Here is a 23,547-nt window from a genome sequence, read left to right as displayed (position 1 = left end):
GTGGCCCACCAGGGCGAACACGGTCGTGTAAGCTAGGAGCCGACCAGAAAGGAGAACCCGCCATGACCACCGACAGCCGCAAGCAGATGAAGGAAGCCTACCGCGAGCGACGGCCCGAGATGGGCGTGCTGTACTTCCGCTGCACGGTGACGGACGAGACCTTCCTCATGACCGCAACCGACATTCCTGCAAAGTTCAACCGCCTGCGCTTCCAGCTAGCCGACGGGCTGTGCCCCAACAAACGCCTGCAAGAGCTGTGGAAACAGCACGGCGAGGAGGCTTTCGAGACCGGCACCGCGAAAGCGCTGAAGTACGACGACCCAGCCGCTGACCACACCGAAGACTTGGAAATGCTGCTGGAGCTCTGCCTGCTGGACGACCCTACCGCCCAGCGCCTCTGGAAGTAGCGTCCTCCCGCAGCACGCTGCCGCTTCGACCGATCAGCTGTCCAGCCCTTGCAGCAACGCCAACGCATTTGCCACCCACTCGGTAGCAGCTTCCAAGCGGTAGTCGGTGAACCCGGCCTCAACGAGGAGGGAACGAACGGCGGCCTCGTCCAGATTGAGGTTCATAAGGTCGCCGAAGCGCACGCCCTTGGCGGCGATGTCGCAGGCGTGGTCCCAATAGGTGCCCGCATAGCCAAACGTTGTGGCGAAGGCGCGCGGGTCGGTGGCGGCCTTCCGCGCGAATTCCTCAGTGTCCTCGTAGAACAGGCTGCGGCCGTTATCGTAGAGCGGGTAGAACGACTCGCCTTGCTCGGTTACAAGCACGGCGATATTCGAAAGATGCCGGTCATCTTGGCGCATGATGAAATCGAAGGCGATCATGCGGTAGAAATCGTCGGCATACTGGGGGCGCACAGCCAGCAAGTTCTCCAGCTCGTTTTCTCCGCGCGGGCCGTCGAACAGCCGACGCATATGAACCAAGTACTCGCATGTGAAATCGTACTCGAAGGCGCTGAACGCCGCGTTATCGCTGAAGCGCCACGCACGACAGCAGGGTACGCCCAGCGCCTCGGCCAGAAGCGCGGCAGCCACTTCCGACTCAACATCGGTGGAAAGGGGGCTGATGCGCTGCTTCACGATACCGTATGCGCCACGGCTTGCCCCATAGCGCTTCACGTTGGCGCCCTCGGGTGTATCAACGCTGTCGCCCACCGCATCAATGCGCTGGAGGAAGATAGCGTCGAAGACGTCGGTAGCCGTATCGGCCATGCGGTCCTCGGTGTTGTGGGCCATCCAAAGCTCGTCGCGCGGGTTGATGGCGTGAGTCGCGTCGGCAATTTTGAACGTGTCGTATTCCGAAAGTCCGCAGCGGAACAATAGTCGTTCGATGTCGCGGCGGCTTGGACTCATGATGCGTTCAGAGAGGAACTGAAGGAACTGCTCGGGAGACCAGCTTGTTTGGCCGCGGGTGTAAAGGCCGACCGTGGTGTTGAAGCGCGGCTCGACAAACTGCACCGAGAGGTCGTGCGCAACAAGTCCGACGACGATGTCGTTCCACTTGAGGTATCGAAAGGCGGCTTCCATGGCGGGCTCGTTTCGCTCGGGCTTTTCCGCACGCGACCTGGCGGCATCTCTTCCGCAACCAGAAACACCAGCTCCAACAAAAACGACCCTGCCGGAGGGCAGGGTCGCGAAGATTCATGGAGCGGGCGACGGGACTCGAACCCGCGAATACAAGCTTGGGAAGCTTGGGCCTTACCACTTGGCGACGCCCGCATGCGTGAAGAGAATTATAGCGCACCTTTTCGCTCTCGGGAAGAAACACACATTCCGCAGCCGCATCGTCCGTGGCTCAGCGGCAGCCCGGAGGAAGTTCATGTACCGGGCTCCGATGCCTATGCCGGTGTTCGGCACCCAGGCCGCGTAGAGATCGAGCGTGTAGGCGGGGCTCGCGCGCCATCAGCACCGCCGCGGTCTTGATGTTCTCGCCGTTAGCGAGGTTCAACGTAGCGAAGGTGTGCCGCAGGGAAAGGTGAGGAGGACTTCGAAACCCCCGGTCTTCGACGAAGCGATCTCCATCGACGCGCCGTGAGCCTCCATGGCGCGGGAGACTATCAGCAGCCCGAGCCCATGGCGAGGATCGAGCTCATTGCCATCCATCCTGTTCGGATAATGCTGTCCATCATTGAGTTCCCTTATCTTGTTTTCAGATGCGCCTACTCCGTCATCCTCGAACGAGATACGAACCCAATCTCCGCATCTTCGCTCGGCGACACGAATCGTGCATCCATCGGGGTTGTGGACGATGCTGTTGTTCAAAATGTTGGCAAAGGCCCGGCACAGCAGTCTTTCGTCGCCCTCAATCACGGCGTCTTCCGCTTCAACTTCCACTTCCATATCGATGGTGTGGGCATCGTCTTTCATCGCGTTCATCGCCTCGGCGACCGAGGAGCGAACGATGCGCGAGAGCCTGATGCTCTCCGTGCGGATGGGCTGGTTCTGGCAATCCAGCTGTGAGACCAGGTTGAGGTCGTTCACAAGGTTGCCGATCCTCAAGCTTTGGGCTCCTATCCGAGCGGCCTTCTTAACGACCCCTTCGTCGGCACGATCATCCGTGGCGATCTGATCGGCATAGACCGTTATGAGGGAGAGGGGCGTGCGTATGTCGTGGGACACTCCGGCGATCCAGTTCGCCCTCGCTTCCTCTTGCCTGCGAAGGAGGTCGGATGCGCGGTTTGCGCTTTCTGCCAGGTCGGCCAACTCGCCGCTCGCGTCAAGCGAGACGGCGCTTCCCCTTCCCAGCGACTCGACGGCATCGGCAATCGGTTGCACCTTCGAGGCAATGCGCCTCTTGGAATACCAGAAGGCCGCGAACAGGCAGAGGAGGTCGAGCGCAACCAGCGCGGCGATGAATCCCGGCAGCATCCTCACGGCCTGCAGGGGGTAATAGTTGCCGACGATCTTGGCGTAACTGTCGGGAGGATAGCCTAAAACGAGCAGCCCCTCGCCCATGCTTCTCGTAAAGACCGGATAGTCAGCGATATAGCCTTTGGAGAAGGTGGCCACATCTTGGAGGGAGTAATGATCCGGCACGTTGGCGGGCGCACCGACGCTCCACGCGACATCCCCGCCTTCCGCGATGTATATCGCCCAGATTTCCTGGTCGCTCAGGCGCTCTTGCATCACAGGGAGCATCCCCGACGAATCGGATGCGGCTTCAGCTTTATCGAGCATCGAGGACGGGGAGGAGTCGCCGAAGCCGTTCGACACGGTGTCGGAGAACACGAGGGCGAACAGAATGGCATTGACTGCGAACAGGCAGACAATGAAGGCGGTGAAGGCGGCCAGGTTCTTGGCGATGAAGGAGCGGAGCGATCTCATGGCATCACTCGATTACGCGCAGCTTGAAGCCGAGGCCCTTCATGGTGACAAGCGACGTCGGATGCGACGGATCCCGCTCGATCTTCTCCCGGACGCGCCGGACGTGCGCGTTGAGCGGCCCTTCGTAGCCGAAAGGGTCCCCTCCCCACACCGCCTCGCAGATGGCGTCTACCGTGACTATCTTGCCGCGGTTCCTTGCAAGGACTTCGAGCAGGGCGAATTCCTTCGCCGTGAGCGCGATGGTCTCGCCGTCGCGGCGAACCTCGCCTTTGGAGAAATCGACGGTGCAGCCGTCGAGCACTATCTGATCCGACTCGCTCCGGTAGGTTCTTCGCGCCACCGCATAAAGCCGCAAGAGCAGCTCCTGTGGCAGGAACGGCTTTACGATGTAGTCGTCAGCACCCAGTCCCAGCCCCGATATCCTGTCGATCGGCTCGTCTTTCGCAGTGAGAAAAACCACGGGCGCCTCCGAGGAGCTTCGCATCTGGCGCATGAGGGAGAATCCGTCGCCGTCGGGGAGCATAACATCCAAGATGATCAGCTCCGGCGCCGTCTCTCGGAATCGGGCGACTGCCTCCGCCGCATTGCCTGCTGTGAACACCTCGGTGAACCCGGCATCCATCAAGATGCCCGAGACGAGCTCTAGAAGCTCGGGCTCGTCATCGACGATCAGCACTCTTTTCCTATGGATGAACGAATTGTCCACGACACTCCCATCTCGCATTGCTCCACTGAACAGGATAGCGGGAGCAGTCTTTCCACCCAGAGAAAGTAAGGCAAAAGTAAGGGAGGCGGTCGCGTGGTGTCAGGCGAGGCTTCTATCGTTGAGGCGTCGAAAGGAGACATCATGGAACATGCACGCACGGGGCGCAGGCGACGGGCCGATCTCGCAATTGAGACGCGCGACATCACCAAGCGCTACAAGGACTTCGTTGCGGTGAATGCCGTATCGATGCACGTGAGGCGCGGAAGCATCTACGGCTTCCTCGGGCCGAACGGGGCCGGCAAATCGACGACCATGAAGATGCTCTTGGGGCTCACGAAGCCGACATCGGGTACCTTCGAGGTCGACGGCATGCACTTCCCGGAAGACCGGGAGTCCATCCTCAAGGAGACGGGATCGTTCATCGAGTCGCCGTCCTACTATGCGAACCTCACGGGCCGTGAGAATTTGGACATCATACGGCAAATTCTGGGACTACCGAAAAGCTCGGTGGATGAGGCGCTGGAGCTGGTAGGCCTGACGGAGTTCGGCGGCAGGCTCGCGAAGAAATACTCGCTCGGGATGAAGCAGAGGCTCGGGCTCGCAGGCGCACTTCTCGGCCGTCCTCCCATCCTCATCCTCGACGAGCCGACCAACGGGCTCGACCCCGCCGGCATCCACGAGATACGAAACCTCATAAAGTCTCTCCCTGCCCTCTACGACTGCACCATCCTCATATCGTCCCACATGCTCTCGGAAATCGAGCTGATTGCCGACGACATCGGAATCCTCAATCATGGAAGGATGCTCTACGAGGGCAGTCTCGACTCCCTGCGCCAGAGCGCGCTCTCGTCGGGTTTCGGCGCGGACAACCTCGAAGAGCTCTTCCTGGCCATGGTCGAGCGCGATAACGACGCCAGAAAGCAGAGGGCCCTGCTATGAGCGCCTTATCAATAGAACTCCACAAGGAGAAGCGTACGGGCGTCGTTCCTGTTTTGCTCGCAGTCGGGGCGGTCGGAGCGGTCTATGCTCTTGCAAACTTCCTCGTTCGCGGGAAATCTCTTTTGAGCATGCCCCTCGATCCCATGGACATACTGCTCACCCAGCTCTACGGAATGATTGTTGTTCTCAACATGTTCGGCATCATTGTTGCGACTTGCATGGCCTTTGGCATGGAGTTCAGGGGAGGAGCTATCAAGAAGATGCTCGTCCTGCCCATGAGCATGGCGAAAATGTACGCGAGCAAACTCGGGATTCTGGCGTTCTGCCTCCTGCTCGCGATCCTCATTCAGAACAGCGCTCTGGCCGCCATAGGAGCCGCTAATCTGCCAGAGGGCGCTTTCGATCTGATGCAAGTGGCAGCGTTCGCAGGCTACTCGTTCGCGAGCTCGCTGCCCGTGCTCTCGTTCATGCTGCTTGTGTCCTCGCGCACCGAGAACATCTGGGTTTCGCTCGGCATAGGCGTGGCGGGATTCCTAAGCGCCATGGCGCTGGCGAATGCGGACTCGGTGTTCCTCCTTGCCCATCCCTTCATCCTCATGTTGAAGCCGGCCATCGCCATGAGCGCTCAGCCCGACGCCACCGTGCTTGCGGTTTCTCTCATAGAGACGATGGTTTTCTCAGTCGCTGGGCTTTGGCTTTCCAGGGCTGTTCGATACGAATAGGTGGTTCGTATGAATTTCCTCAATCTTTTGAAAATAGAGTTCGCGAAGGTGAGGCGCTCGAAGATCGTGCCGCTCATCTTCATCGCGCCCGTTCTCGTTGTCGTCTCGGGCGTGGCGAACCTGAGCCGGTACTTCACGCCGGAGTACACGAACGCCTGGCCGGCGATGTTCATCCAAAGCGCGCTCGTGTACGCTTACTACCTGTTGCCGCTGAGCATGATCGTTGTCTGCGTGATGATCGCAGCGCGCGAGACATCGCATAACGGCTTACTCAAGATGCTCGCGCTGCCCGTGCCGAGGCAACGCCTGTCGTTGGCGAAGTTCGTGGTGGTGGCGTTCTTCTTGTTCATGGAGATCGTCGTGTTCTTCGTTGTGTTTCTCATCGCCGGAATGACGGCGACGGCGTTCATGGGCATCGAGGAGGCGGTCCCCGTCGATTATTTGCTGCGGTGCTGCGCGGGCCTGTTCCTTACGATGCTGCCCGCGACGGCGGCCATGTGGGCTATCACCGTGTGCTTCGAGAAGCCCTTGCTGACGATAGGGCTCAACTTGCTCTTGGTCATCCCCGGAGTTCTCATGGCGAACACACCGGCATGGACCGCCTATCCCTATTGCTACAGCGGCTACTTCGTCTCGTGCTCGCTGCACGACTTCACGTCAGGGGCCACATCGGCGGCCTTCCAGCTGGCTCCCTTCGCGCCTTGCGCGGCTCTCGTGTTCGCAGGCCTTATCTGGCTGTCAATCGCCCGGTTCGGTAAAAAGGAAATGAGGTAGAACATGGACACAAGATCGGCTTCCCCTCTTGCCACCGCGGCGCTGATTTTGGGACTCCTCCCGCTCGCCGCGCTTATTCCAGGGATGCTCGGGTTTAGTTTGACGGACGAGGTGCGATTCGGCTGGATGATAGCCAACTTCGCCTTCATAATCGTCAGTTTTGCTTGCGCGCTTGTCGTCAAGCTCGGCACAGATAACTGCGGAACGGGCGCAAAGACGCTAGCCTCTGTTTCTGTGATTCTGGATGCGTTCTGGCTGATGCTCATAATCGGGCTTCTGGCGCTCGCCTTCATGTCGGCGCTTCAGTCTGGTCGTCCGTTTTTTGTCTAATCTGGCCGTTCACCTCGATGCTGCGGGCGAGGCCGGAAACGTCTCCCAGCTTCTTGCGGTTCTGGTAGCTGCTCTCGACGCACTGGGAGAGCAGGCTTCTCGTCGTCTCCATGATTTCGACCCCCTTGTCGGTTCGGCTCGCCCCCTCTGGGTAGGCCTTGTGGCCCATGCATTGGACGGAGTTCGGGAGGCGCGTCAAGGGAGGAAGCGAAACCCGCAAGGGCTTGAGTTTTCCGGAGAACTTGAGAGAGACCCCTGCGGAAAAGTTTTCGCAGCCCTTGCGCGCCTCCCGGTTCCCGGCCGAGCATCCTGGCATCAAGGCCGCCGGGGGCGCGGCGCGCTGCCTGCGGAGGTCGGGGAACGACGGGGGCTGCCCCGTTGCGTCGATGTTCCGCTTTCGGGAACGCATGGCTTCTGGGCGATGACAGCTCGCCTAGAATGGGCGGAACACGAACGGAGGTAGAGCATGGTGCAGGATGAGGAGAGCAGCTTGGCGAAGGCGAATTTGCCAGACGCCGACTGGCAAATCGTCACCGACGGATCCGGAGCGGCCCTCGCGAATGAAGCGCAGACATTCGACGGTCTGATCGACGCGATCGAGAGCACGATGGAGCGGGGGCGCAATGCGGCAGCGCGTCACGTGTGCATAGACCAATTGCTGGCGTACTGGAACAACGGCCGCCTTATCGTCGAGTACGAGCAGAACGGACGTGACAGGGCGCAATACGGAGACAAGACGCTGGTGCGCCTCTCCAAGAGACTGACGGAAAGGCTGGGGCGCGGCTTCTCAAGGTCGAACTTGCAGTACATGCGGCTTCTGTACCTCAAACACCCAATTTGCCAGACGCTGTCTGGCAAATTGACCTTCTCCCATTACTGCGAGCTGCTTGACCTGAAGGACGATGCGAAGCGCGGCTTCTACGAACGGGAAGCGGCCAACGCCGGGTGGAGCGTGCGCGAGCTGAGGCGCCAGATGGACAGCATGCTCTTCGAGCGGGTGCTGTCCGCCAAGGACGATGCGAGCAGGCGGGATGTCCTGGGGCTCGCCAACGAGGGCATAGCGTACCGCCAGCCATCGGATGCGATAAAGTCACCGTATGTGCTGGAGTTCCTAGGACTGCCGGACAGCATGGCGCCGCTCGAAAGGGACTTGCAGGACTCTCTCGTGAAGCAAATCGAGAAGTTCATGCTGGAGCTCGGACGCGGCTTCATGTTCGTCGGCACGAACCAGCGGGTTCCCGTCGGCAGCGAGAAGGACTTCGTGGACATGGTCTTCTACAACAAGCCACTGCGGGCTTACGTGCTGATCGAGCTCAAGACGACGAAGCTGATGGCATCAGCCGTGGGGCAGATCAACGAGTACCTGAACTACTACGCCGCCGAGATTAATGACGAATACGATAACCCGCCCATAGGCATCATACTCTGCACTGATAAGAACCATGTGCGAGCGGAGTATGCCCTCGGCGGGCTCAACAACAGCATCTTCGCGTCTACATACACCTTGAACCTCCCGGATAAGGAGCAGCTTGAAGAGCAAGTCAGGCGGACAATAGAAGCGAACGAGTTGAAACTGTTGGGCGATTCAGCGACGAACGAAGGGTTGACCGAATAGGATGTTCCTGAGAGCATAGTGCCAGATGTTAAAGCCTTCGAGGCTTTGCAAGAGCCGGTCCTGCTGGGACTGGCTCTATTTATTTCCGGCCTTCATCGTTGACGAGGCAGTTCGAGTTTGCGAACATAATTGCAGATTCAAAAACCGCAAGGTTTTGTAAGGGCCGATCCCACTGGGATTGGCCCTAGTTTTATCTAGGCATGCTCTAGGATTCCGCCGAGGTTCGCCGCGCAGGTTTCCCAGATTTCGTAAAAAGCAGTTCTGGCAGCCGCGGTGGTTAAGCCGTCTGGGCGTCGGAGCCAGAATCGGAAGCGGGCTTCGGGGACGATTCCAGAAGCACGACGCCGGTGATGATGAGCGCGATACCGAAGATGATGATGGCATTCAACGGCTCGCCCCAGATGATGGCGCCGATGATGGTGATGGCCGTGACGCCCAGCCCCGACCACACGCCGTAGGCCACCCCGAGCGGCAGCTTCTTCAAAGCCTGGTACCGCTGCCGCATCAGCTTCCCCGTGCTCGGAGAGGCCTGAAGCAGCTCTTGTGCTATGCTGCGCACAGCGATCATCGTTCGAAAGGCCCTGCCATGACGTCTTCCCCCGACACCGCCGCCGACCGCTTTCTCAGCTTTTGGAACGGCCACCTCACGCCGATGGAGGCCATTCAAGCACGTCATGCCGTGCGCAGCTACACCGACAAGCCCCTGGCGCCTAGCACGGTGGAAGCACTACGAGCGGCCATCGCCGCAGTGAACGAGGAGACGAACCTGGCCATCCAGCTGGTGCTGGACGAGCCACGGGCCTTCACCGGGTTCAAAGCCCGGCTCGTGAACTTCACCGGCGTGCGCAACTACCTGGCGATGGTGGGGCCCGAATGCAGGGAGCTCGACGGCATTCTGGGCTACTACGGCGAGAAACTGGTGCTGCTGGCGCAGGCGCTCGGGCTGAACAGCTGCTGGGTTGGAGGCACCTACAAAGTAGTGAACCGCGCCTACAACGTGGACTTGGGCCAGAAGCTGTCGGCCGTGGTGGCACTGGGTTACGGCGCCGATTCCGGCGTGCCGCACAAATCGAAGGCGCCCGAGGAGGTGTGCCCCGACTACGACCGCATGCCCGACTGGTTCCAGCGCGGTGTTCAGGCGGCACTGCTCGCTCCCACGGCCCTGAACCAGCAGAAGTTCTCTTTCGCGCTGGTCGGCGAGGAAGCCGGCATGCCGCTGGTGCGGGCGACTACGAAGCGCGGGGCCTTCACGAAGATGGATCTCGGCATCGCCCAGTGTCATTTCGAGATAGGCGCTGGCAACGCCGACTTCGCCTGGGCGGAGCGATAGCACGGCGCACCCCCGCTTGCCGGGGCCGTGCCCTCGCGCAAACACCCCTCACAGGCCCTGCGGGAGCATCCCTTCTACAGAAGCAGAAAGAGCGCTGCGGCCAAACCGCCCGCAGCAACGCCGAGCGCGCCGCCGACGATCACATCGCGCGGGAAATGCACGCCGCCGGCCACGCGGCATAGCGCGAGCAATGCCGCACCTATCAGCAAAACCGCCGCGGCCGGCGCACAGGCAGCAAACCAGCAGCTTGCAATGGCGAAAGCCGAGAAGGCGTGACGCGACGGAAACGATCGGCCTGTGCCATCACGGGAAATCAAAGGATCGATGGGGCAGCATTCATAGGGCCGTGGCGCATCGAAATGCCGCCGATACCAGCTGACGACGACGAATGCCGCCCCCGGCACCACGACCAACCAAACCAGACGCGCCGCAGATTCCCCCTGAAACAGCAGACAGCCGAAAAGTGCGGCATAGGCCAGATAGAACAGCAGGGTGAGCGCCTTGTTGGCACCGCGCAGCAGCGCTACCGCCCACGGGCGGCTTCGCAAGGCCCGCGTCTTTCGCTCGTAGCGGGCAGCGTAGCTGGCACCATCGCGCACCGTTCCATCCTTTCTTTCTGCGGGAACTCGTTCTGCCATCATACCCGACAACAACACGGGAGCCTCCCCGTAGGGAGGCTCCCGTGAAGAAAACGCAGAGCAGTTGCCTACTGGCGGCGGCGAGCCACCAGCGTAACGCCGCCAGCAGCCAACGCGGCCGACGCCAGCAGCGCGATGCCCACTACCTCGTCGCCCGTCTGGGGCAGGGGAAGAACTCCCGCCTCCTCGGCGGAGGCCAGGGGCGCGCCGTCGTCGGTAATCACCGTTTCAGGTGCAAGGCCGCTCTCGCCACCCTGATCATCGGCGGCACCGGCGTTGTCGTCCTCGGTGCCCGCATCGCCCTCGTCGGCAGGCGCGTTCTCGTCCGAAGAATCCCCGGCGCTTCCCGCATCACCGCCGGGCACAGGAGCCTCCAGCTCGGGGGCGTCACCGGCCGGGGCTTTGTCGGGCAGCGTGGCGGCCGCCGGCGTGTAGAACAGGTTGATCTCGTTCTTCGAGGCCAGCGCTTCCACCTTGATCGAATCCCGATCGGCATCCAGATACACCAGATCGTCCAGCGGCACCGCCAGCGACTCGGCGGGAATCTCCACCCCTATCTGCTGGCTCTCAATTTCGTAGGAGCCCATCTTGTCGAAGCGGACGGCAGCGCCGTCAACGTCGGCCACCACCGTCTTGCTGGCGCACGCGTCCTCGCCAGTCTCGGCGGCGGTCACGGCATAGTAGTTCACCGTGGAAGAGCTCCTCGAGCGGAAGTAGTGGAGCTCCACCATGTTCTTCGACGGATCGGCATCCATCACCTTGCTGTCGAAGCGCGCGTCCCAGAAAAAGAAGTCGTCAAGGGGTCGCACGTAATGCCAGGGGTCGATTTCCTCTCCCACCTTTACCTCGAACGTGCGCGTCTCGAGCAGTCGCAACCCCGAGGGATCATCGAAGGACGGATCGTCGTAGGAAACGATCTCGCAGTAGTGCACCGTCAGTGTGGTGCTCTCCGCCGCATCGGCACTGGCGCGATCATCCTCAGCGGCCTCCTCGACGGGTGCCGCCACCGCTTCCTCCGCTACCATCGGCAGCTCCGTGTCCGCGGCCTCCAGCAACGTCAGGGCTGCGCCGCCCACAACGCTTTCCGGCGCGTCTTCGGCAGTGAAAACCTCATCGGCCGCGAAGGACGGCAACGGCGCCAGGGCCAGGGTCGTTGCCAGCATGCCAGCCAGCAGCGCGCGCTTCGCTCCGGTCAGCTTCATTGTGTTCCTCTTCATAGAGCGTCTCTCTTTCTTTAACGGAACCGCCACTTCCCAAACGCCGGCACCGCGAGTTCGAACAGTTAAGCCCATCGAACGACTAGACTTAAGGGTTGAGCGTTATATCAAGCATTACCGTCTCGTCAACCGATGGGAAATTGTTTGTAACCTTAACGTTACCTTTCACCAGGTATCGTGACGTTCACCCAGGTAAATAACGAAAAGCAAGCTGCTCATCTTTGTTTGCCAGAGGGTCTTGTATACTGGTTTCCCGCATAGGCCGCCACGGGGCACACCGGCGCCGCGCGGCCGTTCCGAAGCGCCAATCGTGTTGGCGCAATCGTTGCAAGGCAAGGGAGGCTCTCGTGAAAATAGGATTTATCGGCTTGGGGAACATGGCCACCGCCATCATCGGCGGCATGCTGCGCGATGAGGTGGTCGTGCAGGGCAGCCCTCTCACCGCTGCCGACATCATCGGCTCGGCCAAAACGGAGGCCACACGCACAGCTCAGGCGGAAGCATTCGGCATCGCCACCACCGCAAGCAACCGCGAAGTGGCTGCAGCGGCCGACATCCTGGTGCTGGCCGTGAAGCCCGTGTTCTTCCCCGAAGTCATCGCCGAGATTCGCGATGCCGTTGACGACGACACGCTGGTTGTCAGCATCGCCGCCGGGCTTACCCTGGAACGTATCGCCGCCCTGTTCGGCCGCGATACGAACGCCATGCGCCTCATCCGCTGCATGCCCAACACGCCGGCGCTGGTGAACGCCGGTTGCACCGCCGTGTGCCCCGGCCCCGGCGCCGCCGAAGCCGACGAGGCCGCCTGCGTGAGCCTGATGGAAAGCTTCGGGCGTGCCATCGTCATCCCCGAGCGCCTGATGGATGCCGCTAGCGCCGTGGCCGGGTCGTCGCCGGCCTTCGTGTTCATGTTTATCGAGGCCTTGGCCGACGGAGCCGTGGAAGCGGGCATGCCCCGCGCTCAGGCCTACGAGTTCGCCGCCAGTGCCGTGGCCGGATCGGCCCAGTTGGTACTGGAAACGGGCCGTCACCCCGGCGATTTGAAGGACATGGTGTGCTCGCCCGGCGGCACTACCATCGAAGGCGTGAAGGCGCTGGAAGTGCGGGCGTTCCGCGCGGCGGCCATGGAGGCAGTGGAGGCCTGTGTGGCCAAGGCGCGCACCTTGTAGGCGCGGCCACGGTTTGACTACCGTTCAGCCGCCCTCTTCCCCGGCACGCTATGATAAGTCCACTTGATTAACTTCGAACGGAAGGCAACAGCCATGAAACTCTCGAAAACCCTGCGCTTCACCCTGGTGGGCGCCCTGGCCTTGGGCCTGGTCGCCTTAGCCGGCTGCACGGCGAAGGGAGGCACCGCCGACGAAGGCACTGCCGATTCCCCGAACAGCGCCGACGGCACGGTCAGCACCGCCCTGGTGGCCTACGCTAACGGCGATGACGTGCTCTTCATCGACCAGGAAACCCAGACGCCCTACATCCCCACGAACCTGGACGACGCCACCATCACCTTCGAAGGCCAAGAAATCGATGAGGATGATCTGCAGGCGGGCAACATCGTGAAGGTGACAGGCAACGGCGTCATGCTGGAAAGCTATCCCGGCCAGTACCCGGGCATCACCGCAGTTGAAGTGACCGAAGTGGGCAACCCCGCCGATGCCGAGCAGTACGCCGACATGGTGGACACGGTGTTCGCCGCGCCCGACCCCGCCGAGGTGCCGGTGGGATCTTTGGATTACAAGACCGCTGAAGCGCAGGTGTCGGTAGTGTTGAACGCCTACAGCTACGAATGGTCCTTCGACCAGGCTGACGGCACGCCCGACCGCGTGGCCCAGGATGGCGACTTCAAAAATGTGGACGGCACCTTGCTCGACGGTGTCGCCGATGCGCGCATCCCCGGGGCCACCGACGCCTTCGTCGCCTTCAGCGTGAACCCCACAGCCGTGGAAGTGGAGCGCACGCCCCTTGTCAGCGGCAAAACCGCCGTCGACCCGGCGGCCGAGGATGAGAAGGTCACCTGCACCGTGGGCGCCGACGGCACGCTGGCCCTCACCATCGAACCCGGCTACCTCTACGAGCTGAGCGCCGACTTCACCCAAGGCGAGGCCGACTACGCCTTCTACACGGTAAGCTAGTCGCCGCTGCAGGGCCGACTGAAGCAGCAGATCCCTCAAAGCAAAAGCGGGCCGGGAATTCTCCCGGCCCGCTTCCTTGTATGCACAGGGCGCGATGCCCCGCATGCATCCCGCGCTTACAGGATGTTCTTCAGCACGATGGACTTCGTGTGGGTCATCTCGTCGAAGGTGCTCATGACGCCCTCAGTGCCGATGCCAGAGTACTTGTAGCCACCGAAGGGCTGCTCGAAGGAGCGGTAGAAGCTGGCGCCGTTGATGACCACGCCGCCGGCCTCAAGCTCGCAAGCGAACTTCGCGCAGGTCTTCTGGTCGGCCGAGAAGATGCAGCTGGACAGGCCGAACATGGAAGCGTTGGCGATCTCGATGGCCTCCTCGGCGGTCGCAAACGTGATGATGGGCACCACCGGGCCGAAGATCTCCATGTCGATGGCAACATCCGCCGTCTTCGGCACGTCCACGATAACCGTCGGCTCGATGAAGGCGCCGTCGCGGCCGCCGCCGAGGACGATCTTGCCGCCCTGCTGAACGGTGAGCTGGATCTGCTCCTCCACGGTCTTCGCGGCCTTCTCGGAGATGAGGCAGCCGATCTGGGTCTCGTCCTCGGAGGGCATGCCCTGCTTCAGGGCGCTGATCTTCTCCACGACCTTCTTCGTGAACTCCTCGGCCACATCCTCGTGCACGAGGAAGCGCTTGGAGGCGCAGCACACCTGGCCGGTGTTGTACATGCGGCCCCAGATGACCTCGCTGGCGGCCAGCTCCACATCAGCGTCGGCCATGACGATGAAGGCGTCGTTGCCGCCGAGCTCCAGCGCGGTGTGGGTAAGGGTCTTCGCGCACACCTCGGCGGTCTCGATGCCCACCTCGGTGGAGCCGGTGAGGGTCACCAGGTCAAGATCGGGGTTGGCGCACAGCTCGTGGCCCACCACCGAGCCGCGGCCGGTGACGATCTGGGCAGCGCCGGGCGTCACGCCGGCCTCGCCGAGCAACGCCGTCAGCATGCACAGCGTCAGGGGGTTGTCGGTGGAGGGTTTCACGATGACGGAGTTGCCGGCCAGAAGCGCCGGAGCCACCTTCTGGTCGAACAGGTCGCAGGGGAAGTTGAAGGGGATGACGGCGGCCACCACGCCCAGAGGCTCGCGGCGCGTGATGAGCACCGTGGTGTCCTGGCCCTGCTCGCTGCCAGCGGTAATCACCTCGTCGTAGAGGTGCTTCGCGCGCTCGGAGAAGGCCTTGAAGGCGATCGGGATGTTGCCGATCTCGGCGCGGGCCTCGGTGATGGGCTTGCCGGTCTCGTCGGACAGCGTGCGGGCGAGCTTCTCCTTGTCGCGCTCCACCAGATCGAGGAAGGCCATCATGATCTCGGCGCGCTTCCACACCGGCACCTTGTTCCACTCAGGCTGAGCGGCGCGGGCGAACTTCACGGCCTCGGCCACATCCTCGGCGGTGGCAGCGGGCACCGTGTCCACCACCACACCCGTCGCCGGGTTGATGACGTCGATAGTAGCGCCGTCGGAGGAATCAGCCGTCTTGCCATTGATAAACATCTTCATATTTTGTATCTCCTTAATCTTTAATTCAGGATTCCAGGGACGCGCCCAAGGAAGTCAGCGAGGTTCCGACAGGTGCCTGGAATTGGCCCGCCTTTGGGCCAAGCGGCCTTTGTGCCGCGCCGAGCCCAAAACAAGGGCCAAGGCCAGGTGCCTGTCGGAACCGCAGCGTCAGGGTTTTAGCGCCTAAGCGCTAAAACCCGTGAAGGACAGCATCAGACCGCCACAGGTATTGTTGTTGTCGCTCTCGAATCCGTACTCGCCGAAGGTGAACTCCATGAGGTAGGGAACGTCGCCGGCCACCTCGGCCACAGCCGCAGCCACTTCCCCGATACGGGCATCGATGCCGGCGCGGCGGCCACCGCAGTGCACCAGGTGGAAGGCGGCAGGCTTGCCGGGCATGCGATCCATGAGCTCGCGCAGGGTGTCGGGCACCGACTGAATGAGCTCGTCGACCGTAGCCTCCATGCGAATGACGCAGGTCTTCTCAGCCAGGTTGTTGCCCACGTTGATGGAGAAGTCGTCGTTGCCGTTCATGGGATGGCGGATGGCGATGAGGTCACCCAGGCGGTCCTTCACGCCCAGCGGCGAGCACACCGTGTAGGCGAGCAGGTTGCCGCCGGCGATGTCCTCGTCGGAGCAGCCCGTCCACTCCTGGAACTTCTTGGCCGCCGGCATCCCGTCGATTTCCACCAGCGTACGATTGCCGTCAATCTTGGTGATGACACCGAAATCATCGGTCTCGCGATAGGCGCCGGTGAACACGTTGGTCATGGCCGGACCACCCCAGAAGAAGGCCGCCACGCACCCGTCGGCGAAAGACTCGCCGGTGGTGTAGAGCTTCCACTCGCCGGCGATGGCGTTGTCGGCCGCCGATCCACCGAAGAACGGGATGCGGCCCACCACCGAGGCAATGCCCTTCAGGTAGAACTCCTCCTCAGCAGGGGAAGCGGCCATATAGAAGTAGTCGGGGGCGTCGGTGCGGCCGGCAGCCTCCATGGCAGCCGTGGCGAGCGCGGCACCGGCGAGAGCGGGGTCGTCGTTCTCGGACCGATCAGCGGCGGCCACCCCTACGGCCATATCCGGGTCGGAAAGAGCGAGCACGCCCACGAAAGGCGCGTCTCCGCCCACATAGCCGGCGCCGGGAACCACCACGCCGGTAAACGAGGTGTTGCCCAGCACAGGCACTTCGGGAAGTGCCTCCCCTACGCCAGCCACCACTTCGTCAACATCGTAAGCGCAACTGCAATACACCATGGCCACCTGAGTGGCGTCGAGGCCGGCGGCAGCTTGGGCCGCAGCCTCTTTACCCGCAGCGCGGGCATCGGCGGCAGTGCTGGAACCTACGTTAGCTTTGAACATGGTCTCCTCCTAGTTTCAAAGTGAGGCGTCATTGCCTCTGGAGTCATGGTAACGCTAACCGCTCCCCTAAAGTTAACCCAACGCTACCTTTTTTCGATATTTCCATACCTTTGACCCGATTGGTTAAAGATAAGTTATTGACTTATATATTTCTCTACGTTACAGACACACTGTCAACAAGCTGAGCAGGGCCTTCGCGCCGGCTCCTTCGTCTACAGAGAGCATACCCATGCGAAGGGCATCGAAAGCCCCTTCACGCTGGCTTCCCTAGGGGACAACGCGCCCAGCCACATAACGTTCGCATCCCCGTCAGCGGGGGACCCGAGGGGCTGCTTCGTATTCTGGGGCTTATAGGACAAAAAGTGTGTCCGAAATCGGGAGTTGACGCAGGTCGGCTCCCGATTTTCTTTTGGAAAGTCAAATCAATCGAGTTCTCCACTCGGACAGAAAGTGTGTCCCATATCTGGTCTTTCGCCTGCTCAGACCCTGATAAATTGAGAAAAAGTTCTCGATTTCGAGGGGGCGGCAAATTGAAGAGCAAGCCATGCCCGACCTGCGGGCTGCCGATGAAGAGGAACGGGAAGACCAAGGCCGGCAGGCAGCGATGGCGGTGCAGGGGGTGCGGAAGCTCGGCCACGCACTCGATCAGCACAGACGAGCGCGACCTCAAGGCCTTCCTCTCGTGGCTCATGTCCAAGGAGGCCCAGGTCGACATGCCGGGCCAGGGCCGCACCTTCAGGAGGCGCACCTCGAGGTTCTGGGGGATCTGGCCGATGCCCGAGGCGACCGGCGAGGTCCACAAGGTCGTCTACGTCGACGGCATCTACCTGGCGAGGAACGTGTGCGTGCTCATCGCGTGCAGCGACGAGCACGTGCTCGCCTGGTACCTGTGCCGGGCCGAGACGGCGCGCGCCTGGAAGGCGCTCATGGCCTACGTCGCGCCGCCCGAGATGGTTGTCACGGACGGCGGGAGCGGCTTCGCGAAGGCGTGCAGGGAGGCCTGGCCGGACACGCGGGTGCAGAGGTGCGTGTTCCACGCCTTCTGCCAGGTCAGGCGCTACACGACCTCGCGCCCCAACCTGCAGGCGGGCGTGGAGCTCTACGCGCTCGCCAGGGAACTGCTCCGCCTCGAGACGCTCGCTCCGGCGCAGTGGTGGCGGGAGAGGTTCGTGCAGTGGTGCGGGTTCTGGTGCGACTTCCTGGAGGAGAGGAGCACCGTGGACGGCAGGTCCGTGTACACCCACGAGAGGCTGCGCAAGGCGAGGTCGGGCCTCGTGGCGCTGAGCAACCAGGGGACCCTGTTCACCTATCTGGACCCGGCGCTGTCCGCGGAGCGCCCGCTGCCGGCGACCAACAACAGGATCGAGGGCGGCGTGAACGCGCCCCTGCGGTCGATGCTGAGGAACCACCGGGGCATGTCGGTGACCCGGAGGATAAAGGCCGTGTTCTGGTGGTGCTACATGAGGACGGAGTACAGGCTGCCGGCATCCCAGATCCTCGCGCGGATGCCCACGGACGACGACGTCGACATGCTCTACGAGCTGTACGGAAGCGCGGTCAGACCCGACGACGGGGCTCCCCAATGGGGTGACGGACTCGTATGGAGCGAGTTCCACCACGCGACGGTCTACCCCTATGCTGTCGACTAGTCTCCAGACACACTTTTTGTCCTATAACCCTATTCTGGAAAGACGGAGCAACTCTCGCGCAACGATAGCAGAGAGATCCGAATCCCTGAGAATCTCTGAATTCAGAGATTCTTTCAGAGATTTATGTGATTCCAGGATCGGGGGTTAGATCCCCACGGCTTCAGATATGAAAAGGGCCCCGAAACTGGGGCCCTGTCATTTATGGTGGTCGGAGGGGGACTTGAACCCTCGACGCACGGATTTTCAGTCCGTTGCTCTACCAACTGAGCTACCCGACCAAAGTGCGGAAAGCATTCGCTTTCGACGCGAGCATATATTTTAACGGGAATGCCCGCGCAATGCAAGAACTTTTTCACTGAACACGCAGCGGTCTTAAAAGAAGAATGCCACCAGTGTTCCCACAGCCAAAAACGGAGCAAAAGGCATCGTGCGCGCAAGGAAGGGGTCAGCCACTTCTGAAGAAGCCTGAGTCCCTGCAGCGGCCGGCGCGCTCTGGCTGCCTTCCGCAGGCCGAGCCGTGTCGCCATCCTTCCCCCGTGTCCGGAAACGCATCACCAGGGCATAGATCACGCTTACCAGGCAAGCCACGAACAGGCACACGAGACCGCGTTCCCAACCCAGGAACAGGCCGATCACCACCATCAGCTTGATGTCGCCGCCGCCGAACGACTCCTTCTTGGTGGTCAGCTCGTATACCGCCGACAGCACCAGCATGCCGCCGCCCAGCGCCAGGGCGCCCAGCACGCCGCCGGACAGCGACGCTCCATAAACAGGCAGCCCGATCTGCCCGAGCACCGTGGGCGCGGGGGAAAGCAGGGTATTCCAGAAGCCCAGGCCCATATAACGGCCAGCGAAGCCCAGCACGCAACGCCATATCACCCACAGTAACGCCAGCGCAGCCACCATGCCGTTGGGGATACGGCGCGTGCGCATATCGCCCACCGCTATGACCACCAAACCAGCCAGCAGCAGACCGTAGGCAACGAGCGTGACAACGGACACATAGGTCATGAAGCGAACGCCTATTCCTGGGCAGCTCGCGCGGCGGTGGCGTCCAGCACGCTTGTGGCCGCCGCTTCTTCCGTCGCAGCCGAGGCACAGCCGTCGCCGAAGATGAGTTCGCGCTCCTCGCCGGTAAGCGCCGCGCGGGCCTGGTCACGCAGATTGTTCACGCCGATGAAGAACTGGCGCATCATCACCACCACCAGGTAGCGGCCCTTCGGGGTGAGCGTCAGCTCGTCGGCGTTGTCGGTGGCAAACGCCCCCGAGGCGCGCATGAAGCCCATCTCCACGGGCAGGCCGCGCTCCACGCTCATACCGAAATCGTGTTCGAACTGGCGCTTGTCCAGGCGCAGGCCGAACAACTGCATCATGAAGCGATAGCGCATGCGATCGTGCAAGCTGAACGTGGTCTTGCCCATCATGGACATGCGGCCACCTTCGATGGCCTCGTTGTACTCGCGCACCGAGAACGTGTTCACGTACAGGTTCTGTCCCAGATAAGTGATGCCGCCGCTGCCGATGGCGGGGTATTCCTCGTAATCCACCACGTACTCGTCGATCATGGCGTTCTCGCCGGCGGCACCGGTGCCGCGGCGGTTGAACGTCCAAGCGCTGCCCAGTTCGAACAGGCCCGGGCGGCCGTCAGGCAGATCGCCCAGCAGCAAATCGCAGATGATCTCGTAGAACTGACGCTCGCGATTGTAGTCAACCGGCCCCACTGTGGCAGCCAGCGAACGCTCCACCGAAGGCGAGGCCATCAGCGGATAGAACGTGGTCTGGCTGGCGCCGGATGCCACCACCATCTCGATATCCCGAATGAGGATATCTTCGGTCTGGGCCGGAAAGTTGAAGATCATGTCGGCGTTCATCGAGGTGAAATACGGCGACGCCTCCTGGATGCGCTCGAGAATCTCCTGGCCGCAGCCATACTTCTCGTAGCGGTCCATCTGGCGCAGCAGGCCGTCGTCGAAGGACTGCACTCCCACGGAAAGGCGTTGCACGCGACCCTTCAACTTCTCCAGATACGCGGGAATCAGATGGTTCGGATTCGTCTCGCTGGACACTTCCTTGACGGAGAACAGATCGCGCGCCAGATCGATGGTCTCGCACAGCTCGTCGATCATGATGGTGGGCGTGCCGCCGCCGATATACACCGAATCGAAGTCGTAGCCGAGCTCCTTCAGCATGCGCATTTCCTTGCGCATATTCTGGAAGTAGGGCTTCGCGCGATCCTCGCGGAAGGGGAAGCGGTTAAACGAGCAGTACGGGCACAACCGCTCGCAGAACGGCACATGCATGTACAGCATGTAGGGCTGCCCCGGCTTCGGCGCGGGCATGCGCGTCTCAGTGCAAGGGGAAAGCTTCAAGTAGTTGGCCGTGCAAGCCGCCACTACTTTGGAAAGAACTCGTTCTGAAAGCATAGGCTTACTCCCAGGCGGCGCGGCCTTGGAGGGCCTTTTTGCCGATGTCGTGGCGGAACTGCTTGCCCTCGAAGTTGATGAGATCGCAGGCCTCGTAGGCGCGCTCGCGGGCCTCTTCAAAGGTGTCGCCCAGGGCCACCACATTCAGTACACGGCCGCCGTTGGTAATCAGCTCGCCGTCGAAGTTGCGCTTCGTGCCGGCGTGGAACACCGTGACGCCCGGCAGCTCCTCGGCTTCCTCGATACCCAGAATGACCTTGCCCTTCTCGTAGGAACCCGGGTAGCCATCGCTGGCGAGCACCACCGAAACGGCCCAATCGTCGGACCACTTCAGATCGATGTCGTCGGCACGACCCTCGGCCACCGCTAGCATCACGTCCACCAGGTCGTTTTCCAGGCGCGGCAGCACCACCTGGGTCTCGGGGTCGCCGAAGCGCACGTTGAATTCCACGATCTTCGGACCTTCGGGCGTCAGCATGAAACCGCCGTACAGCGTGCCGCGATAGTCGGCGGTAAAGGGCGCCCGAGCCGTGGCGGCGGCGGCATCTTCCATGATGGACACCATGGAGGCCATCTCGTCATCGGTAACGATGGGCACTGGCGAATACACGCCCATGCCGCCGGTATTCGGGCCCAAATCGCCGTCGTAGGCGCGCTTGTGGTCCTGAGCCGGGGCCATGGGGAACGACTTGCCGTTGGTGACGAAGCACAGAAGCGAGCACTCGGGGCCGGTCATGCACTCCTCGATGACCACGGTGGAGCCCGCATCGCCGAAGGCGCCGTCGAAGCAGGCGTGCACGGCTGCCTCGGCATCTTCCAGCGTCTCGGCCACTACCACGCCCTTACCCGCAGCCAAGCCATCGGCTTTGATAACGATGGGCGCGCCTTGCTCGCGCACATAGGCCAGCGCCGACTCCTCATCGCTGAAGCGCCCGTAGGCAGCGGTGGGAATGCTGTTGGCTTCCATGAATTCCTTGGAATAGGCCTTGGAGCCCTCCAGCTGGGCGCCGTCGGCGTTGGGGCCGAACACCGGCACGCCCGCCGCGCGCAGCACGTCGGCCACGCCGTCCACCAGCGGAGCCTCGGGCCCGATGACCACCAGACCGATCATGCGCTCGGCCACAAAGCTCAGCAACGCCTCGCTGTCGGCAATGTCGACGTCGACGTTCTCGGCGATTTCAGCGGTGCCGCCGTTGCCCGGAGCCACGTACAGCACGTCGGTCTTCGGCGACTTCCGCAAGGCCCACGCGATGGCGTGCTCGCGACCACCCGAACCCAAAACCAGAATGTTCACGTCTGTTCCTTTCCTCGCTTTGCAGCAAGTTCTTCTTAACGGCAGGCCGCGCCCCCTGGGAGGGGTGTCGCGCGGAGTTCCGCAGCGAACGCGATCAGCCCAGCGGGCTGTCGCGCCGAGCGAGGACTGTCTGAGCACGTCGCCCCTCCCAGGGGGCGCGGCTGGACAGCCTAAGATGCGATGACTAGTCTTCCCTCATCCACACATCCCGCAGGATCGTCTGATCGCGGTCGGGACCGACGGAGATGATGCTCATGGGCACGCCGGTGACCTCCTCCAGGTACTCGATGTACTTGCGCGTGTTCTCGGGCAGCTCCTCGTAGGTGCGGCACCCCGTGATGTCCTCGTCCTTCCAACCCGGCAGCTCCACGTAAATGGGCTTCGCGTGGTGCAGTACGCTCTGCTGCATGGGGAAGTAGTCGTAGCGCTCGCCGTTGCACTCGTAGGCCACGCACACCTTAATGGTGTCGAAAGCCGACAGCACGTCCAACTTGGTGAGGGCCACATCCGTGAGTCCGTTCACCTCGGCGGCGTAACGGCCGATAACGGCATCGAACCAGCCGCAGCGGCGCTTGCGACCTGTGGTCACGCCGAACTCGTGACCGGCGGCGCACAGAAGCTCGCCGTCTTCCGCATCCTGGCCCTCGCCGCCGTTCTCGGGGAACTTCAACTCGGTGGGGAAGGGGCCTTCGCCCACACGCGTGACATAGGCCTTCTGGATGCCCAGCACGCGATCGATGGCCGCGGGCCCCACGCCCGTGCCCGTGGCCGCGCCGCCCGCGCAGCAGGACGATGAGGTGACGAAGGGGTAGGTGCCGTGGTCGATGTCGAGCAGGGTGCCCTGGGCGCCCTCGAACAGGATGGACTTGCCCTCGGCCAGCGCCGTGTTCAGCATGTGGGCCGACTCGCACACGTAGGGGGCAAGAATGCGGGCATAGGGCAGATACTCGTCGCAGATCTCCTCCACCGTGTAGGTGTGCAGACCGTAAATCTTCTCAAGAATGGGATTCTTCTGGGCGAGCACCGCTTCCAGCTTCAGGCGGAAGATCTTCTCGTCCAGCAGATCCTGCATGCGGATGCCCTTGCGGCCCATCTTGTCCTGGTAGCAGGGGCCGATGCCGCGCTTGGTGGTGCCGATCTTCTTGTCGCCGAGGCTCTTCTCGTCGGCGCCGTCCAGGTCCTTGTGATAGGGCATGATGAGATGCGCGTCGTTGGAGATGCGCAGGTTCTTGCAGGAAACGCCCTCGGCCTCAAGCATGGCCATTTCCTTCACCAGCACACCGGGATCGACCACCACGCCGTTGCCGATGACCGGCACCGCGTTCTCGTACATGACGCCGGAGGGCATGAGGTGCAGCGCCAGTTTCTTGTCGCCGTGGATGACGGTGTGACCGGCGTTGTTGCCGCCCTGGAACCGCACGACGTAATCGTAGTCGCTGGCGATGAGATCGGTGATCTTACCCTTGCCTTCGTCGCCCCACTGGGCGCCGACGAGCACTGTGCTGGGCATGCTGTGTCCTTTCGTCGGTAGGGAAAAACGCGC

The 23,547-nt window shown here is 62.1% G+C and carries 23 protein-coding genes and 2 tRNA genes; 10 read left to right on the top strand and 15 right to left on the bottom strand.

What is annotated here, in order from left to right; translation table 11 throughout:
* Positions 1–62 precede the first annotated feature (62 nt).
* Complete coding sequence (locus VIN30_RS02015; protein WP_338208872.1) at positions 63–407, top strand: GIY-YIG nuclease family protein; 345 nt, start codon at positions 63–65, stop codon at positions 405–407.
* A 33-nt stretch (positions 408–440) separates the two neighbouring features.
* Here VIN30_RS02015 and VIN30_RS02010 read toward each other — a convergent pair whose 3' ends face one another.
* From VIN30_RS02010 to VIN30_RS01995, 4 genes are all read right to left on the bottom strand, one after another.
* On the bottom strand, positions 441–1,529 hold the full coding sequence (locus VIN30_RS02010; protein WP_338208871.1) for a HipA domain-containing protein: 1,089 nt from the start codon (positions 1,527–1,529) through the stop codon (positions 441–443).
* A 117-nt stretch (positions 1,530–1,646) separates the two neighbouring features.
* A tRNA-Gly gene (locus VIN30_RS02005) sits at positions 1,647–1,721 on the bottom strand.
* Between the two features lie 225 nt (positions 1,722–1,946).
* A complete protein-coding gene (locus VIN30_RS02000; protein ID WP_338208869.1) occupies positions 1,947–3,326 on the bottom strand; it encodes a sensor histidine kinase in 1,380 nt (459 codons plus the stop codon).
* A gap of 4 nt (positions 3,327–3,330) precedes the next feature.
* Positions 3,331–4,002: a response regulator transcription factor gene (locus VIN30_RS01995; protein WP_338208867.1), complete on the bottom strand. Its 672-nt coding sequence runs from the start codon at positions 4,000–4,002 to the stop codon at positions 3,331–3,333.
* Between the two features lie 171 nt (positions 4,003–4,173).
* Here VIN30_RS01995 and VIN30_RS01990 point away from each other — a divergent pair, with 171 nt between their 5' ends.
* The 4 genes from VIN30_RS01990 to VIN30_RS01975 are packed head-to-tail and all read left to right on the top strand — an operon-like array spanning position 4,174 to position 6,797.
* Positions 4,174–4,971, top strand: a complete 798-nt coding sequence (locus VIN30_RS01990; RefSeq protein ID WP_338208865.1) for an ABC transporter ATP-binding protein — start codon at positions 4,174–4,176, stop codon at positions 4,969–4,971.
* Positions 4,968–5,693 carry an ABC transporter permease gene (locus tag VIN30_RS01985; protein WP_338208863.1) on the top strand — a complete coding sequence of 242 codons (726 nt, stop codon included), beginning with the start codon at positions 4,968–4,970 and terminating at the stop codon, positions 5,691–5,693. Before VIN30_RS01990 ends, VIN30_RS01985 begins: the two co-directional genes overlap by 4 nt.
* Positions 5,694–5,702: 9 nt before the next feature.
* A complete protein-coding gene (locus tag VIN30_RS01980) occupies positions 5,703–6,467 on the top strand; it encodes an ABC transporter permease (protein ID WP_338208861.1) in 765 nt (254 codons plus the stop codon).
* A gap of 3 nt (positions 6,468–6,470) precedes the next feature.
* Positions 6,471–6,797, top strand: coding sequence for a hypothetical protein (locus VIN30_RS01975; protein WP_338208860.1), 327 nt, complete (start codon positions 6,471–6,473; stop codon positions 6,795–6,797).
* On the opposite strand, the gene VIN30_RS01970 is transcribed toward VIN30_RS01975, so the two are convergent.
* The gene (locus VIN30_RS01970) at positions 6,757–6,909 is read right to left on the bottom strand and encodes a hypothetical protein (RefSeq protein WP_338208858.1); all 153 of its coding nucleotides are present in this window, start codon (positions 6,907–6,909) and stop codon (positions 6,757–6,759) included. The two genes, VIN30_RS01975 and VIN30_RS01970, sit on opposite strands and share 41 nt — an antisense overlap.
* A gap of 354 nt (positions 6,910–7,263) precedes the next feature.
* Here VIN30_RS01970 and VIN30_RS01965 point away from each other — a divergent pair, with 354 nt between their 5' ends.
* Entirely contained in the window at positions 7,264–8,412 is a 1,149-nt protein-coding gene (locus VIN30_RS01965) for a PDDEXK nuclease domain-containing protein (protein WP_338208856.1), read from the top strand.
* 277 nt (positions 8,413–8,689) lie between these two features.
* On the opposite strand, the gene VIN30_RS01960 is transcribed toward VIN30_RS01965, so the two are convergent.
* Entirely contained in the window at positions 8,690–8,917 is a 228-nt protein-coding gene (locus VIN30_RS01960) for an SMR family transporter (protein WP_338208854.1), read from the bottom strand.
* A gap of 81 nt (positions 8,918–8,998) precedes the next feature.
* On the opposite strand from VIN30_RS01960, the gene VIN30_RS01955 reads away from it, so the two are divergent.
* Entirely contained in the window at positions 8,999–9,742 is a 744-nt protein-coding gene (locus VIN30_RS01955) for a nitroreductase family protein (RefSeq protein ID WP_338208852.1), read from the top strand.
* A gap of 74 nt (positions 9,743–9,816) precedes the next feature.
* Here the strand turns inward: VIN30_RS01955 and VIN30_RS01950 are convergent, their stop codons facing one another.
* Together VIN30_RS01950 and VIN30_RS01945 are read right to left on the bottom strand one after the other, a co-directional pair.
* Positions 9,817–10,341 (bottom strand): phosphatase PAP2 family protein, encoded by a 525-nt coding sequence (locus VIN30_RS01950; protein ID WP_338208850.1) that lies wholly within the window; start codon positions 10,339–10,341, stop codon positions 9,817–9,819.
* Positions 10,342–10,448: 107 nt separating this feature from the next.
* A complete protein-coding gene (locus VIN30_RS01945) occupies positions 10,449–11,597 on the bottom strand; it encodes an LPXTG cell wall anchor domain-containing protein (protein WP_338208848.1) in 1,149 nt (382 codons plus the stop codon).
* Between the two features lie 347 nt (positions 11,598–11,944).
* Between VIN30_RS01945 and proC the strand changes: the two genes are divergently transcribed.
* Both proC and VIN30_RS01935 read left to right on the top strand, forming a co-directional pair.
* A complete protein-coding gene (gene proC / locus VIN30_RS01940) occupies positions 11,945–12,766 on the top strand; it encodes a pyrroline-5-carboxylate reductase (protein ID WP_338208847.1) in 822 nt (273 codons plus the stop codon).
* A gap of 93 nt (positions 12,767–12,859) precedes the next feature.
* Positions 12,860–13,729: a hypothetical protein gene (locus VIN30_RS01935; RefSeq protein ID WP_326424999.1), complete on the top strand. Its 870-nt coding sequence runs from the start codon at positions 12,860–12,862 to the stop codon at positions 13,727–13,729.
* A 116-nt stretch (positions 13,730–13,845) separates the two neighbouring features.
* Here the strand turns inward: VIN30_RS01935 and VIN30_RS01930 are convergent, their stop codons facing one another.
* Complete coding sequence (locus VIN30_RS01930; protein WP_338208845.1) at positions 13,846–15,279, bottom strand: aldehyde dehydrogenase family protein; 1,434 nt, start codon at positions 15,277–15,279, stop codon at positions 13,846–13,848.
* 183 nt (positions 15,280–15,462) lie between these two features.
* Entirely contained in the window at positions 15,463–16,638 is a 1,176-nt protein-coding gene (locus VIN30_RS01925) for an FIST signal transduction protein (protein ID WP_338208843.1), read from the bottom strand.
* Between the two features lie 530 nt (positions 16,639–17,168).
* Here VIN30_RS01925 and VIN30_RS01920 point away from each other — a divergent pair.
* Positions 17,169–18,287: an IS1249 family transposase gene (locus VIN30_RS01920; protein ID WP_338208841.1), complete on the top strand. Its 1,119-nt coding sequence runs from the start codon at positions 17,169–17,171 to the stop codon at positions 18,285–18,287.
* Between the two features lie 202 nt (positions 18,288–18,489).
* On the opposite strand, the gene VIN30_RS01915 is transcribed toward VIN30_RS01920, so the two are convergent.
* The 5 genes from VIN30_RS01915 to VIN30_RS01895 form a co-directional block, all read right to left on the bottom strand.
* Positions 18,490–18,565, bottom strand: a tRNA-Phe gene (locus VIN30_RS01915).
* A gap of 94 nt (positions 18,566–18,659) precedes the next feature.
* The gene (locus VIN30_RS01910; protein ID WP_338208840.1) at positions 18,660–19,298 is read right to left on the bottom strand and encodes a prepilin peptidase; all 639 of its coding nucleotides are present in this window, start codon (positions 19,296–19,298) and stop codon (positions 18,660–18,662) included.
* A gap of 11 nt (positions 19,299–19,309) precedes the next feature.
* Positions 19,310–20,710 (bottom strand): coproporphyrinogen III oxidase family protein, encoded by a 1,401-nt coding sequence (locus VIN30_RS01905; protein ID WP_338208838.1) that lies wholly within the window; start codon positions 20,708–20,710, stop codon positions 19,310–19,312.
* Between the two features lie 4 nt (positions 20,711–20,714).
* Positions 20,715–22,004: a phosphoribosylamine--glycine ligase gene (gene purD, locus VIN30_RS01900; protein ID WP_338208837.1), complete on the bottom strand. Its 1,290-nt coding sequence runs from the start codon at positions 22,002–22,004 to the stop codon at positions 20,715–20,717.
* 184 nt (positions 22,005–22,188) lie between these two features.
* A complete protein-coding gene (locus tag VIN30_RS01895; protein ID WP_338208836.1) occupies positions 22,189–23,514 on the bottom strand; it encodes an adenylosuccinate synthase in 1,326 nt (441 codons plus the stop codon).
* Positions 23,515–23,547 lie beyond the last annotated feature (33 nt).

The organism is Adlercreutzia wanghongyangiae (assembly GCF_035989245.1).
Taxonomy (GTDB): Bacteria; Actinomycetota; Coriobacteriia; order Coriobacteriales; family Eggerthellaceae; genus Adlercreutzia; species Adlercreutzia wanghongyangiae.
The sequence above is the reverse complement of the archived record's forward strand: the minus strand, read 5'-3'. Positions and strand labels throughout refer to the sequence as shown.